13 protein-coding genes are annotated in these 14,200 nt (G+C 68.9%); 9 read left to right on the plus strand and 4 right to left on the minus strand.

Annotated elements, in window-relative coordinates; genetic code table 11:
* Positions 1–13: 13 nt before the first annotated feature.
* The gene (locus VF106_RS27925) at positions 14–877 is read left to right on the plus strand and encodes a helix-turn-helix transcriptional regulator (RefSeq protein WP_330842828.1); all 864 of its coding nucleotides are present in this window, start codon (positions 14–16) and stop codon (positions 875–877) included.
* A 244-nt stretch (positions 878–1,121) separates the two neighbouring features.
* Here the strand turns inward: VF106_RS27925 and VF106_RS27930 are convergent, their stop codons facing one another.
* Positions 1,122–2,042, minus strand: a complete 921-nt coding sequence (locus VF106_RS27930; RefSeq protein WP_330842829.1) for an SMP-30/gluconolactonase/LRE family protein — start codon at positions 2,040–2,042, stop codon at positions 1,122–1,124.
* A 307-nt stretch (positions 2,043–2,349) separates the two neighbouring features.
* Here VF106_RS27930 and purS point away from each other — a divergent pair, with 307 nt between their 5' ends.
* The 3 genes from purS to purL are packed head-to-tail and all read left to right on the plus strand — an operon-like array spanning position 2,350 to position 5,509.
* On the plus strand, positions 2,350–2,586 hold the full coding sequence (purS, locus tag VF106_RS27935; protein WP_330842830.1) for a phosphoribosylformylglycinamidine synthase subunit PurS: 237 nt from the start codon (positions 2,350–2,352) through the stop codon (positions 2,584–2,586).
* Positions 2,583–3,254, plus strand: coding sequence for a phosphoribosylformylglycinamidine synthase subunit PurQ (gene purQ / locus VF106_RS27940; RefSeq protein ID WP_330842831.1), 672 nt, complete (start codon positions 2,583–2,585; stop codon positions 3,252–3,254). Before purS ends, purQ begins: the two co-directional genes overlap by 4 nt.
* Positions 3,251–5,509 (plus strand): phosphoribosylformylglycinamidine synthase subunit PurL, encoded by a 2,259-nt coding sequence (gene purL, locus VF106_RS27945; RefSeq protein WP_330842832.1) that lies wholly within the window; start codon positions 3,251–3,253, stop codon positions 5,507–5,509. The genes purQ and purL overlap by 4 nt, the downstream gene beginning before the upstream one ends.
* Here the strand turns inward: purL and VF106_RS27950 are convergent.
* The 3 genes from VF106_RS27950 to VF106_RS27960 form a co-directional block, all read right to left on the minus strand.
* On the minus strand, positions 5,502–6,548 hold the full coding sequence (locus VF106_RS27950) for a pentapeptide repeat-containing protein (protein ID WP_330842833.1): 1,047 nt from the start codon (positions 6,546–6,548) through the stop codon (positions 5,502–5,504). The genes purL and VF106_RS27950 overlap by 8 nt on opposite strands.
* Positions 6,549–6,565: 17 nt before the next feature.
* A complete protein-coding gene (locus VF106_RS27955; protein WP_330842834.1) occupies positions 6,566–7,579 on the minus strand; it encodes a hypothetical protein in 1,014 nt (337 codons plus the stop codon).
* Positions 7,580–7,741: 162 nt separating this feature from the next.
* The gene (locus VF106_RS27960; protein ID WP_330842835.1) at positions 7,742–8,554 is read right to left on the minus strand and encodes a lysozyme; all 813 of its coding nucleotides are present in this window, start codon (positions 8,552–8,554) and stop codon (positions 7,742–7,744) included.
* 354 nt (positions 8,555–8,908) lie between these two features.
* Here VF106_RS27960 and VF106_RS27965 point away from each other — a divergent pair, with 354 nt between their 5' ends.
* The 5 genes from VF106_RS27965 (at position 8,909) to VF106_RS27985 (ending at position 14,082) form a co-directional block, all read left to right on the plus strand.
* On the plus strand, positions 8,909–10,984 hold the full coding sequence (locus VF106_RS27965; RefSeq protein WP_414639073.1) for a putative bifunctional diguanylate cyclase/phosphodiesterase: 2,076 nt from the start codon (positions 8,909–8,911) through the stop codon (positions 10,982–10,984).
* Between the two features lie 173 nt (positions 10,985–11,157).
* Positions 11,158–11,529: a transcriptional regulator gene (locus VF106_RS27970; RefSeq protein ID WP_330842837.1), complete on the plus strand. Its 372-nt coding sequence runs from the start codon at positions 11,158–11,160 to the stop codon at positions 11,527–11,529.
* Positions 11,530–11,544: 15 nt separating this feature from the next.
* The gene (locus VF106_RS27975; protein WP_330842838.1) at positions 11,545–12,840 is read left to right on the plus strand and encodes a PPE domain-containing protein; all 1,296 of its coding nucleotides are present in this window, start codon (positions 11,545–11,547) and stop codon (positions 12,838–12,840) included.
* A gap of 64 nt (positions 12,841–12,904) precedes the next feature.
* The gene (locus VF106_RS27980; protein WP_414639072.1) at positions 12,905–13,723 is read left to right on the plus strand and encodes an ESX secretion-associated protein EspG; all 819 of its coding nucleotides are present in this window, start codon (positions 12,905–12,907) and stop codon (positions 13,721–13,723) included.
* 23 nt (positions 13,724–13,746) lie between these two features.
* A complete protein-coding gene (locus tag VF106_RS27985; RefSeq protein WP_330842840.1) occupies positions 13,747–14,082 on the plus strand; it encodes a sterol carrier family protein in 336 nt (111 codons plus the stop codon).
* The last annotated feature ends 118 nt before the right edge of the window (positions 14,083–14,200 follow it).

The following is a 14,200-nucleotide window of genomic DNA, read 5'->3' on the forward strand; positions in this document are numbered from 1 at the left end:
GAATACTGATCGTATGGATCGCAGGGTGGAGCTCGGCGACTTTCTTCGGTCCCGGCGCGCTCGTCGGCAGCCGGAGGACCTCGGGTTGACGCCCGTCGCCGGGCGTCGGCGGGTGCCTGGGCTGCGGCGTGAGGAACTCGCGCAGGCGGCGGCGCTGTCCGTCGACTACTACGTGCGGCTGGAGCAGGGACGGCTGCGGAACCCGTCCGCCGAGGTCATCGACGCCGTGGCAACCGCGCTCGCACTCGACCCGTCCGAGCGCCGCTACCTGCACAACCTCGCCCGGCCGCAGCGCAAGGCCGGCGCCAACGGGTCGCCGGCGCTGCGTACCGCGCTCCAGACCTTGCTCAACAACACCCACGTCCCGGCCGGGATCCTCGGCAGGGCCGGCCAGGTGCACGCATGGAACCCGCTTCTCACCGCCCTGATCACCGACTTCGGGGCACTGCCGCCCGAGGAGCGCAGCATGCCGAGGCTGGTGTTCCTCAACGACGAGGTCGCCTCCCGGTTCGCCGACTGGGAGGACAAGGCCCGCCTCATCGTCTCGCAGTTGCGCATGGAAACCAGCCGAACGCCCCACGACGAGGGCCTCGCCACGCTCATCGGCGAGCTGAGCATGCGCAGCCCCACGTTCGCGCGGCTCTGGGCGGGACACCCGGTGCGGGAGAAGGTCCGGGGCGGACACCGCTACCGTCACCCGATCGTCGGGGAGTTCTACCTGCGGTACGAGGTCTTCCGCCCGCCGGACGAGCCGGACCTGTCACTCGTCGTCCACGTCGCCGACCCCGGCAGCCCGGACGAGGAGGCACTGCGGCTACTGGCCTCCTGGACCGCGGAGACCAGCCGGCCGGCCCGGGTGAATGCCCAGCTCACATAGGTTGTCTAGCTCGGGCAGGGGCCGCCCTCGCCAAAGACTGGCGACCTCAGCACACTCGCCCGGCGCTGATCGTTCCGCCCAGCGCGAGAACGCTCTCGCGCTGGGCGGAACGATCAAACAGAGTTGTCCACAGGCCTCGAGCCCGAAGCACCGGTTTTGTCGGTGCCTGCCGGTAGCGTGGAAATCGGGGGGCCCCCGGCCGCACGAAAGGACCATTCGTGCGGGGCGCGGTTATACCGCGGTTCTACAGGCGGCGGAGGACGAAGTCCGTGGCCGTGCCGCCCGACAGGAACTGGCTGATCCGGCCGTCCACGACGTACGCGCCGTACGGGGTGTCGGCGACCGTCGTCGGTTCGGGGTCCGGCCACGGGGTGGTGCGCACCGGGATCGCGGCCCTGGCGGTGACCTTGAGCTCATGCACGGCGGCCGTGCTGCCCGGGATGCCGCCGAGCGCGTTCGTGACCACGATCAGTGTGCCGTCGTGTCGAAGGACCATGCCGTCCGCGCCGTACAACGGGTTCGTCAGGCGTAACTCGGTCAGTTGTCCGCCTTGCAGGCGGAAGAGCTTCCCGGTCGTGTAGTTGTTGATCAGCAGGTAACCGTTCGGGTGCCACACGATCCCGTTCGCGCCGATCGACGGGCCGAGTCGGGAGTCGGTGCTCAGCATCGTCGCGTATCCGGATGTGTCCACCTTGTACACCACGCCCGCGCTGCTGTCGGTCACGTACGCGTTGCCGGCCGGGTCGAGTGCGACGTCGTTGGCCGCGTGGTTCGGGCCGGACAGGTCGATCAGCTGTTCACGCACACCGGTCGCCAGGTCGTACACCGCCAGGTAGCTCGTGCCCGGGGTGATCGGGTTGCCGGCGGCGGCGAGGATCCGGCCCCGTGCCACGTCCACCTTGATGCCGACCAGCGCCGGTAAGTCCGGGTCGGACACCACGGTTCTCGCCACGCCGTCCTTGCCCACCGCCGAGATCAGGGCGGGCTGGTGGAGCGAGGTCACCAGCAGCGCCTGCCGGGTCGGGTCCCATGCCACGCCTTCGGGGAACAGGTTCGTCGCCGCTGGTTGGAGTACCGCTGGCCAGGTGCGCGTGCTGGCGTCCGCACCCGTTGGTGCGCCGACCAGTCCGGCTACCAGCGCGGTGGTGATGAGTAGTGAACGCAACGTCGTCTCCTTCGATGTGGGACAGACTCCTGTCCGTGAATGCGCCGTTACCAGGTCATTCGTGTGGCTCCTGGTGGCAGACCCAGGGTCAGGAATCCGGCCAGCTTGGACACTGGTTCGCGCGAACAGCGGTCGGACTCCGTGACTTTCCTCTGGCGCCGGACCCGGAGCGCTGTCTCTCGACTACTACGTGCAACTAGAAGTTCAGGCGATGGGGTGCCGCGAAGACCGGGCGGCCCGGCCGGGCGAACGCGCAGCTCAGGTAGTCTTTGGGGGTACGCCACCCTCGACCCAGGAGCAGCCTGTCGTGGCCCGAGTCGTCGTCGACGTCATGCCCAAGCCCGAGATCCTCGACCCCCAGGGTCAGGCCGTGGCCAATGCCCTACCCCGGCTGGGATTCACCGGAATCTCCGATGTCCGCCAGGGCAAGCACTTCGAGCTCGAGGTCGACGACACCGTCGACGACGAGACGCTCGCCAAGATCGCCGAGGGGTTCCTGTCGAACCCGGTGATCGAGGACTTCGTGGTGCGGAGGATTTCGTGAGCCGGGTGGGCGTCATCACGTTTCCCGGCACCCTGGACGACGCCGACGCGGCGCGTGCCGTGCGGTACGCGGGCGGTGAGGCCGTCGCGCTGTGGCACAAGGACGCGGACCTGCGTGGCGTGGACGCCATCGTCGTCCCCGGCGGGTTCTCCTACGGCGACTACCTGCGGGCCGGCGCCATCGCCCGGTTCGCGCCGGTGATGGGCGAGGTCGTGGCCGCCGCCAAGCGCGGGATGCCCGTGCTCGGCATCTGCAACGGCTTCCAGATCCTGTGCGAGGCCGGGTTGCTGCCCGGCGCGCTGCTGCGTAACGCCGGCCTGCACTTCGTGTGCCGGGACCAGAAGCTGCGCGTGGAACGCACCTCCACCGCGTGGACAGAGGGATACACGGACGGCGCGGAGATCGTCATCCCGGTCAAGAACATGGACGGCCGGTACGCCGCGACCCAGTCCACTGTGGATGAACTGGAGGGGGAGGGCCGGGTGGTTTTCCGGTACCTGGACATCAACCCGAACGGCTCACTCGGCGACATCGCCGGGATCTCTTCGGCGGACGGGCGGATCGTCGGTCTCATGCCGCACCCCGAGCACGCGATCGACCAGCTGACCGGACCCGGGGACGACGGCCTCGCCATGTTCCGCTCGGTGCTGGGGACGGTGCTCGCGTGACCGCCACAGCCCACGTCGACACGGTCCAGCACGCCACGGCCACCCCGGAAACCCCGCAGCCGTACCGGGAGCTGGGGCTCAAGGACGACGAGTACCAGCGGATCCGCGAGATCCTCGGCCGGCGCCCCACCGACGCCGAGCTCGCCATGTACTCGGTCATGTGGTCGGAGCACTGCTCGTACAAATCGTCCAAGGTCCACCTGAAGTACTTCGGCGAGACCACCACCGACGAGATGCGTTCTGCCATGCTCGCGGGCATCGGCGAGAACGCCGGCGTCGTGGACATCGGCGACGGCTGGGCGGTGACGTTCAAGGTCGAGTCGCACAACCATCCGTCCTATGTGGAGCCCTACCAGGGTGCGGCGACCGGCGTCGGCGGCATCGTGCGGGACATCCTCGCGATGGGCGCGCGGCCGCTCGCGGTGATGGACCCGCTGCGGTTCGGCGCCGCGGACGCGCCCGACACGCGCCGGGTGCTGCCCGGTGTGGTGGCCGGCATCGGCGGTTACGGCAACTGCCTCGGCCTGCCCAACATCGGCGGCGAGGTGGTCTTCGACCCCACCTACCAGGGCAATCCGCTAGTGAATGCGCTGTGCCTTGGTGCGATGCGGGTCGAGGACCTGCACCTCGCGCATGCCTCCGGCACCGGCAACAAGGTGATCCTCTTCGGCGCGCGGACCGGGCTCGACGGCATCGGCGGTGTGTCCGTGCTGGCGTCCGACACGTTCGCCGGTGACGAGGGCGGCGCGGGGCGCAAGAAGCTGCCGAGCGTGCAGGTCGGCGACCCGTTCACCGAGAAGGTGCTCATCGAGTGCTGCCTCGAGCTGTTCCGGGAAGGGCTCGTCGTCGGCATCCAGGACCTCGGCGGCGCGGGACTGTCGTGCGCGACCTCGGAGCTGGCGTCGGCCGGTGACGGCGGCATGCACGTCAACCTGGAGCGGGTTCCCTTGCGGGCCAAGGGGATGACGCCGGCGGAGATCCTCTCGTCCGAGTCGCAGGAACGCATGTGCGCCGTGGTTCGACCGTCCGATGTGGACGCGTTCATGCGGGTGTGCGCCAAGTGGGACGTCATCGCGACGGAGATCGGCGAGGTCACCGACGGCGACCGGCTCGTGATCACGTGGCACGGTGAGACGGTGGTCGACGTGCCGCCGCGAACCGTCGCGCACGAGGGTCCGGTGTACGAGCGGCCGATCGCCCGTCCGTCCTTCCAGGACGAGGTGATCGCGGCCGACCCAGCCACACTGACCCGTCCGTCCACAGCGGACGAACTGCGCGCGGAGATCATCCGGATGGCCGGCTCGGCCAACCTGTCCTCCCGCCGGTGGGTGACCGAGCAGTACGACCGCTACGTACGCGGTGGGACCGTGCTGGCGCAGCCGTCCGACGCGGGCATGATCCGCATCGACGAGGCGACGGGCCGCGGTGTCGCGGTTTCCTGTGACTGCAACGGGCGCTACGTGTACCTCGACCCGTACGCGGGTGCGCAGCTGGCGCTCGCAGAGGCCTACCGGAACGTGGCCTCCTCGGGTGCCCGGCCTGTCGCGGTGACCAACTGTCTCAACTTCGGCTCCCCGGAGGACCCTGGGGTGATGTGGCAGTTCCAGCAGGCCGTGCGTGGCCTGGCGGACGGCTGCGCGACGCTCGGCATCCCGGTGACCGGCGGAAACGTGAGCTTCTACAACCAGACCGGCTCGACGGCCATCCTGCCGACCCCGGTGGTGGGCGTGCTCGGCGTGATCGACGACGTGGCGGCCCGCATCCCCACCGGCCTCGGCGCGGTGGGCGACACGCTGATCCTGCTCGGCGAGACCAACGACGAGTTCGGCGGCTCGGAGTGGGCGCACGTCGTGCACAACCACCTTGGCGGGCGGCCTCCGGCCGTGGACCTCGACCGCGAGCAGGTGATCGCGTCGGTGCTCCGCGATGGCGGGGTGGCCGCGGCCCACGACCTCTCCGAAGGCGGCCTGGCCCAGGCGCTGGTGGAGGCCACCGTCCTGACGGGTCGCGGCTGCGACGTCGAACTGACCGGTGACCCGTTCGTGGCGCTGTTCAGCGAGTCATCCGCCAGGGTGCTGGTGTCCGTGCCGAACCAGGACGAGTTCACTGCCCGCTGCGACGCCGCGGGCCTGCCGTGGCAGCGCCTCGGCCAGGTCACCGACACGACCGCGCTCCGCGTCGAGGGTGTCGGCGAGCTGGCACTGGCAGAACTGCGCGAGGTTTGGGAAGGCACGCTGCCCGCCCTGTTCAACTAGTTGGGCGGACCAGGCTCTGGCCTCGCACCACCCAGCCGGGCGGTGGCGGCGCCACGCTCCTGAACTTCGCGCTCGACAGGTTGGGGTCCCGTTCGAAGGTCGTGTCCGCGAAGGAGACACGACCTTCGAACGTGGCGTTGTCGAACCGGGTCTCCCCGTGGAACACGGTGCTCTCGAACCCCGCCTTGCCCAGCACGCGGACCCTGCTGAACACGGCCAGGTCGTGGAACTCCATGTGGTGCAGCCACAGCCGGCCCCAGCTCGTGGATTCCGTGAACCACGCCGGGCCGTGGATCTCGCAGTGGTGCAACGAGTTCGACTGGTACAGCTTCAGCACCCGCGCCCGCAGCTGGCCGATCACGCGGTGGGACAGGTCGCAGTACTCGAGCGTCGCGCCCGTGAGGTCGAGGTCGTAGGCGGGCGCGTTCGGTGTGCCGACCTTCGGGAGCAGATCGGCCAGCAACCGTTGTGCGGTCAGGCGAACGACGCGCCAGCGGTCGGCCTCGGCACGGTCAAGGGCCTGATCTGAGTCGTCGCCACGTGCTTCCCGGTACTCCGGGTGCTCGAACGGGCGTCGCAGATAGGAACAGATGACGTCCAGCACGTCCTGCGTGTAGGACGGGTGGCTGCGGGCCAGGCCGGCCAGCGCGTGCAGGGCGCCCACCCGCACCTGGTCCGCGTCGTGGCCCAGCAACTCGACCGCACGCAGGAAACGATCGTCGGCGGCCCGCTCCCGCTCGTGGTTGGCGCGGGCGCTCTCCAGCTGCTGCCGTTCGTGTTCCAGCAGCTGCCGTTCCTCGTCGACACGTCTGCGCCGGTCGTTGAGCCACAACGCGTACAGCGCGACGACCGAACCCGCGGCCAGACCACCGGTCCGCAGCGCGTCGGCCCGTGCGACGTCCGGGAGCAGCCAGCCGGTCACCACCGCGAGTGCGCCGAATGCCAGCAGCATGGTCGCGACCAGGCGAGACGACCACGCGAAGACGACAATGCCGCCGACGACCGCCACGAGACCCAGGATCATGAGAGTGGCAGCCATCGGCGGCAGAACCTACCTCAGTACGCGAAGAAGGTGTAGATGCACCACGCGCCGTCTTCGAGGAACGCACTCGTCCGGCCCTCGGCCGCCTCGCCGGCGAGCGTGCCCTTCAGGTCGGCGCCCACGTAGCTCGAGTCCGCTGTCGTGCCCTCCGGGACCATCTGCAGCTGCGCGCCCTTGGCGGCGGCGTCGGTGATGTCGGTCTGGCTCGTGCTGTCCGAGCAGGACATGGCGGCCGCGCCCGCGCCGTCGCCCCCGTTCAGCTTGTCGAGGAACGACTGGACGAACTGCTCACCCTCGGAGTCACCGGTCGCGCCGCCGGCCGGAGGCTCCGCGGTGTCCGAGGACGCGGTGTCGTCCTCCGACGTGCTCTCCTCCGTCGGCTCGTTCGACGAGCCGCCGGCGCCGTTGGTGATGTCCTGCCAGCACCACTTGCCGCCGTCCTTGACGACCGTGGTCTCGTAGTCGTCCGTCTCGCCGTCGACCTTGATGGTCAGGATCGCGATGGCCTTGGTGTCGGACTGCTCGCTGATCTCCTTCAGGTCGGCGCTCGTGATCTCGTCGATCGCGTTGGTCGCGCCCGTGACCCCGTCGGACGCGTCGGAGCACTGCAGGTCCTTCAGCGCGCTCTTGTCCTTGTCGTCCGCGGCCGCGACGAGCTTCTCGATGAACGCCTCCGCGCCGGTGTCCTTCTTGCCGCTGGTCGTGCTCCCGCCAGCGGCGTCGCTGCCCTTGTCCGACAGGAAGAAGCCCGGCGCGACGAAGCCTGTGATGCCGACACCGGCGAGGATAAGGACCACAATGGACACCACCGCGATGATCGGGCCCTTGTTGGTCTTCTTCGGTGGCTGCGGCCCCCCGCCGAGTCCACCGTACTGCTGCCCGTAACCACCGCCGTACTGGGCGTTCGGGTCGTACCCACCGTACTGGGGCTGCTGCGGCTGCTGCTGTGGATAGCCGCCGTACTGCGGTTGTTGCTGTCCGTAGGGATCCGGCTGCTGCCCGTACGGTCCCTGCGGTGGGTAAGTCATTGGCCCTCCCCGATCATGTTCCTGCCCGGTCCGACGTGGTCACGGGGATGTTCGGTTCCCTCAACTCACGCAATATTCACGCGGAGCTTAGACACACGAACGGGGCCTTCGCTCCTGGTGGTGGAGGAAGGCCCCGTCAGGGTGTCAACAGGACAGTCGGTCTCAGTCGCTGTTGGACGCCAAAACGACCAGCCGGTCGTAGGAACCGTTGAAGCTGTTGTGGTCGATCGGCGACGAGCTGTACTGCCAGACCGTGTAGACGCCCCAGTCGAACGGCAGGGCGCCCACCGCGGACGCGTAGCGTGCCACCCACAGCGGGTTGGTCGAGCTGAAGCTCGACCCGACGCACTGGTTCCACCAGCTGGTGGAGGTGTAGATCGCCGGGTACTTGTCCCACCGCGCCTTGTAGGTGTTGCTGAAGTCCCTGATCCACGCGGTCATCGCGGCCTTGGACAGGCCATAGCAGGTGGCGCCGTACGGGTTGTACTCCATGTCAAGCGCGCCCGGCAGCGTCCTGCCGTCACCAGACCAGCCGCCACCGTTGTTGGAGAAGAAGTTCGCCTGCGCGGCGCCGGAGGACCGGTCCGGCAGTGCGAAGTGGTACGCCCCTCGGACGAAACCCTGGTTGTAGGAACCGTTGTACTGCTGTGCGAAGTACGGGTTCTCGTAGCCGGTGCCCTCGGTCGCCTTCGCCCAGACGAACCGCTTGCCCTGGCCCCACCAGTAGGGCCAGTCCACATTGCCCTGGTGGCCGCTCACGTCCATGCCTTCGACCGTCGCCAGTACCCCGCTGTCGGCGGGGTTGACGCTCTGCGGCATCTGGGCCGTGCCTTCGTGCTTGCGGATCTGCGACCCCATCGCGTGGTCGTACTTGTCGACGTACGCGTCGATCGCCGCCCGGTCGCCTGCAGGGTTGGCAACGGGATCGGCCTGTGCGGGGCTCGCAAGCCCCGCGACCAGCAACATGGTGGTCATCGCGACGGTGGCGAAGCCCCGTCGTCTCCCACGCCCCAACATCTTCATGGGATGCCCTTTCCAAATCTGCCCTCGCGGATGGCAGCTCCCGGGCAGGCGCTGCCCGACACAGATTGTGGTCGTCTTGTACCGATTTGTCACTATTATCGGTGAATAAGCAACCAAGCTTTTGGTAACGTTTAGTTTTCACATGAAGCTGCGAAGATCACCACCGGTGGAGGGCGGATTCACCCGGTCGATGGTTGTGACCAGTGCGAACGGTGCGCACCGGAACGTGGACGCTTAGTGTTGGCGCCCGTATCCTGGCGCGTGCCACGCAGGGCGGGTGGTGGTGCGCGAACTATGCCGGAAGGTGTGACGTTGGCAGGCCCGACAGGCTCCGATCGCGGTTCCCTCGTGGCCGCGTGGGCGAGGGTGCTCGCGGACTCCGGCTACGTGGCGACCGACTGGGCCGCATTCCACGAACGGGTGGGTGAACTCGTCGACGTTCTCGTCGGCGCGCACGCCGCCGACGAGTTCGATCAGGCCGCGGTCGAGCGGGTCGGCGCCGGGCTTGTCGAGCTGCGACACCTCGCGGCCGAGTCGATCGGGGGCACCGTCGAGCTGATCGGCACCCACCTGGGGTCGGGGCCGAGGGTCGCGAAGATCCAGGCCGCGGTCACCGCCGGGTTCGTCCGTGCCGCCCACGCGCGGATCTTCGGCGAGCAGGAGGCGCTGCGCCGGTCCGCGCTGGAGGCCCGTGACGGCGCGGAAAGTGCGCGGCGGGCGAGCGAGGCCCGGTTCCGCGCGGTGTTCACCGACGCCGCCATCGGCATCGGCATCTCCGACACCAAGGGCCGGCTGGTCGAGGTCAACAGCGCGATGGCGGCCATGCTCGGTTTCCGGATCGACCAGATGCTCGGCCACTTCCTCGCCGACTTCGTGCATCCCGAGGACCCACCCGAGCTGCACCGGTACTTCCTGGAGATGGTGGCGGGCAAGCGGGACAACTACCGGATCGAGCGGCGGTTCCGCAAGAGCGACGGCACGGCCCTGCGTACCAACGTGACCGTCTCACTCGTGCGTGACGAGCACGGCGCACCGCAGTACCTGGTCGGCATGGTCGAGGACAACACCGAATGGCACGTGCTTTCCGAGCAGCTGCGCCACCAGGCCCACCACGACCACCTCACCGGCCTCGCCAACCGGGCGATGTTCACCGAGCGGCTGCACGCCTCCTTCGGCGACCCGCGTGGTGAGCGGGTGGGCCTCTGCTACGTCAACATCGATGGCTTCAAGGCCGTCAACGACACCCTCGGCCACGTGGTCGGCGACCAGCTGTTGGTCGAGGTCGGCAAGCGGCTCGACGAGCTCGTGTCCGGGCCTGGCCGGTTGGTGGCCCGGCTGGGCGGCGACGAGTTCGTGGTGCTCGTCGAGCACACGAGCTGTCTGACCGAACTGATCGAGCTCGCGGAGCGGATCCTCGGGGCGATCGCGGCTCCGGTGCGGATCGCCGGGCACCGGCTCGCGGTGTCGGCGAGCATCGGCCTGGTCGAGCGCTCGGTGTTCGACGCCTCGCCCGCCGAGACCATGCGGGACGCGGACGTCACCCTCCACTGGGCGAAGGTCGACGGCAAGAACCGTTGGGCGGTCTACGACCCGGAGCGCAACGCACGGGAGATCGCCCGGATCTCGCTGTCCGCCGCCATGCCCGCGGCGTTGGAGCGCGAGGAGTTCTACGTCGAGTACCAGCCGATCGTGTCGCTGGCCGACGGCACACTGCTCGGCGTCGAGGCGCTGGTGCGCTGGGCGCACCCGGAGTTCGGGCGGCTCGGCCCGGACCGGTTCATCGGGCTGGCCGAGGAGACCGGCCTGATCGTGCCGCTCGGCCGGTGGGTGCTGGAAACCGCGTGCCGCCAGGCCATGAAGTGGCGGGCGGCCGGGGCGACCCCGCTGGTGAGCGTGAACCTGGCGGCGCGGCAGGTCGCCGAGCCGGGACTGGTCGACGACATCGCCGGCATCATCTCCGAGATCGGGATCCCGTCGACGTCACTGCAGCTGGAACTGACCGAGAGCGCGATCATGGGCACGACCGGCGAGCCGCTCGAGGCGTTGCGCAGGCTGGTCGACCTCGGTGTGCGGATCGCCATCGACGACTTCGGCACCGGCTACTCGAACCTCGCCTACCTGCGCCATCTTCCGGTGCACGCGCTGAAGATCGCCGGGTCCTTCGTCGAAGGACTACGAGCCGGCACAAAGGACTCGGTGGACGCCCAGATCGTGACAGCGCTGGTCACGCTGGCGCACACGCTGAAGCTCGACGTGATCGCCGAGGGCGTCGAGACCGGAGGGCAGGCCGACCTGCTGCGCCGCATCGGCGCCGACTCGGCACAGGGCTGGCTGTACGCGAAGCCGGGGCCGCCGGAGGACGTCGAAAGGTGGTTGCGCTAACTGAATCGGAATGGATTTCGTCTTTAATGTCCTGACCTCTGTACCAGTTGAACCGAGCCAGGCTGGTAACCGTGAACTGTTAATAGGTTCTGATTGGTTGCTTGTGGGAACCGGGTCACAGGCGGCCGCATCAGAGCTACAGTCGTCGCAATCGCACACTGAGGAGACACGACGTGTACGTGGCAGATGGTGGCGGTGGGGGCGCAACGCCTGCCCCGCTGTTCACGGGCACCCAGACCCTGAACGTCGAGCCAGCCGCGATTCCGGAGGCGCTCAAGGCATTCACCGACGCGCACGACCGCGTCAGCCGCAAGATCACCGAACTCGAAGGCCTGCCGATCAGGGAATGGGCAGGTGACCCTGTCAGCAGTGAGACCGCGGCGCGGTTCGCCGAGCGGAGCAACAACGGTGGCCTCGACTCGGCACTGGCCTGCCTGCAGGGCTACCAGGAGCAGTTGGCGCGCGCGATCGACTCGCTGAAGGGTGCCTACGACGAGTACCTGCGAGTCGAAGGCGACAACACCGCCCAGTGGGGCAAATACTGATCCGGAGGGGACCTCATGGGTCACAGATGGCGGGGCTATGAGCACCCGGAGCTGTACACCATGATCAATGCGGGACCGGGCGCCGCGGCGTCCGACCCGCAGACGACCTACTGGCAGAACCTCGAGAAGGAGCTCACCGAGGTCGACGAGGAGCTCAACACGAAGCTCGCCAACCTCGGCTCCCGCTGGGAAGGCAAGGCGGCCGAGAGCGCGCAGACCGGCCTCACCCCGCTCGCCAGCTGGGCGAGCGACGCGCAGACCGGTGCGTACGTGATGAAGACGTCCTCGGAGTTCCAGGGCGAGTACGTCTCCGACGCCCGCGCGCGCATGCCGGAACCGGTCGAGGTGACCACACCGGCGCCGTCCGGTTGGGACATCGCCGGGGCGGCGGCCGCGTCGGTGCTCGGCTTCAACGGCCCGGCCATGAACGTGATCCAGCAGGCCGCGGACCACGAGGCGCAGGAGGCCGCGAAGAACGAGGCCGAGCTGCGGGCCATCGAGACCATGCAGACCTACGAGTCGAGCAGCACCTGGAACCGGGACACGCTCGGCACGTTCGTCGCGCCACCCGATGTGGTGGTGTCGACCCCAGCGCCGCAGGGAGGCGCCGCGCTGGTGGGCGGCCTCAGCGCGACCGCCGTCAACGGGGTCGGCAGCGACAGCGGCGGCAGTGGGTCGGTCGACCGGCAGACCGTCACGACCCAGCAGAACGGTCCCGTGACCCCGCCGTCCGTCAACACTGATCTGCCGACCGTTGACACGGACGTCGACGGTGGCGGTGGTGGTGGCGCGGTCACGCCACCGACCCTTCCGCCTGGTGGCGGCAGCACCACCCCGGCCGACGTGTTCGTGCCACCGCCTGGTGGTGCCCCGCCGGTGAACCCGTTGCCGACAACCGGCGGCCCTGGGCCGAATGCCAATCCGTTCCTGCCCGGCGGCGGCCCGTTCCCGTCCTTGGGCGGTGGCGGGGAGAACGCGAGCGACGTGGTTCGTCGCGCCATGCCGCTGCGGCCGATGCCCTTGGAGGGCGGCCCGTTCGGACGCGGTATGCCTGGCGGCCTCGGCGGCGCGGTCGACGGCGAGCGCGTGCCGTCGCAGCTGGGCCGCGGTGGCGCGATCGGTGAGACCGTGGTCCGCACCGGTCCCGGTGCCGCGAATGCCGCAGGCCGTGGTGGCGCCGCTGCCGGTGCCGCTGGCAGGCGAGCCGAGGACGAGGAGGACGAGGAGCACTTCGCCGCGGACTACCTGCTGGAGCCCGACGACGTGTTCGGCGACGACAGACACGTCTCGCCGATGGTGATCGGCGAGTAGTCTTTAAAGGTAGGTCGGGGAGTCGCTAACGCGGCTCCCCTTTGCCTTTGTGGGGGTAGGGTTGATGTTCGTGACCAGCACTTTCTCGATCGGGGACCAGGACGCGCCACCGATCACGCTGTCCGCGCTGGAGTTCGACGTGCTGTGGGAGCACCTCCGGCTCGACGCGATGCCGCTCGTGGTGAAGGTGCCCTCGCCAGGCCGCACACACGAGGAACGGGCGCGGCTGGAGGCTCGGGCGTGGGCGGACCTCGAGGCACGCGGACTTGGCCGTCCGGTCGAGGTGAACCCGGTCATCGAGGAAATCCTTGGCCTGCTGGCAAAACCGGCGCGTGAGGTGGACGTCCGCGCTTACGTTGGCCGAAACGTGCGTGTCCTCGCCGCGGCTGCGGACAACACCGCGGCGGTCGCAGAACTCTCGGATGACGTGGTGACGTTGCGGCAGGTGACGGAGTCCGGCCTCCCCTCGGCCGCGCTGGCCGTGCTGCCGCCCGCCCCGGCTGGCCCCGGCCGCTCGGTGACGCTGCCGACGGCGGACTTCGAACGCGCCGCCAAGAACGCGGGCCGCTCCCGAGACGACTTCGGCGCCGCGCTGCTGGAGGTGGGCCTCCGCACCGACGACGCGCAGGCCCTCACCGAAATGATCAAAGACGTCACCAGAACCGGCAACTTCGGCGCCGCCGCCCGCGACCGTTTCGGCCGCCGAAGACGAGCCACCCGAGTGGTCTCCTACTTCGACACCGAAGACGGCCGCTACGTACAAATCCGACGCGCCGCAGACGACGGCACGCTGTGGACGACAGTTTCCCCCGCTGACATGCGAAAACTGACACACCACGTAACCGAGCTACTAGACGAGATCGTGGCCGAGGCCGAACGTTGAGCACCTCCGTCGACCCTCAGGAAATGCGCGAGGCGGTCGCCGCCGTACTCCCGTGGGCCGACACCCCGCCGCGCCCGACCCTCGCCAAAGCCGTACGGCTGAGCCTGCGAACACTGGCGCAGGTGGCACCGGGCCGCAGCGTGGAAGTGCGCGTACCGCCTTTCGCGGCCGTGCAATGCATCGAGGGCCCACGCCACACACGCGGCACCCCACCAAACGTGGTGGAAACCGACGCACGCACCTGGCTGGAACTGGCAACCGGCAGTCTCAAATGGACGGACGCGGTAGCCGAGGGCCGGATCACCGCATCAGGCAACCGAGCGGACCTCTCAAGCCTACTTCCCTTGGTACGACTCTGAATCCGAAGCCCGCAAGCCATGATCGCGTCCATGATCAACGCCAACACAGATGGTTGCGTAGGCATCCCCCACCCATACCCGGGGGGCCACCCCGAGGCCATCGTACCAAGCGATAGAG

The organism is Actinophytocola sp. (assembly GCF_036378875.1).
GTDB lineage: Bacteria > Actinomycetota > Actinomycetes > Mycobacteriales > Pseudonocardiaceae > Actinophytocola.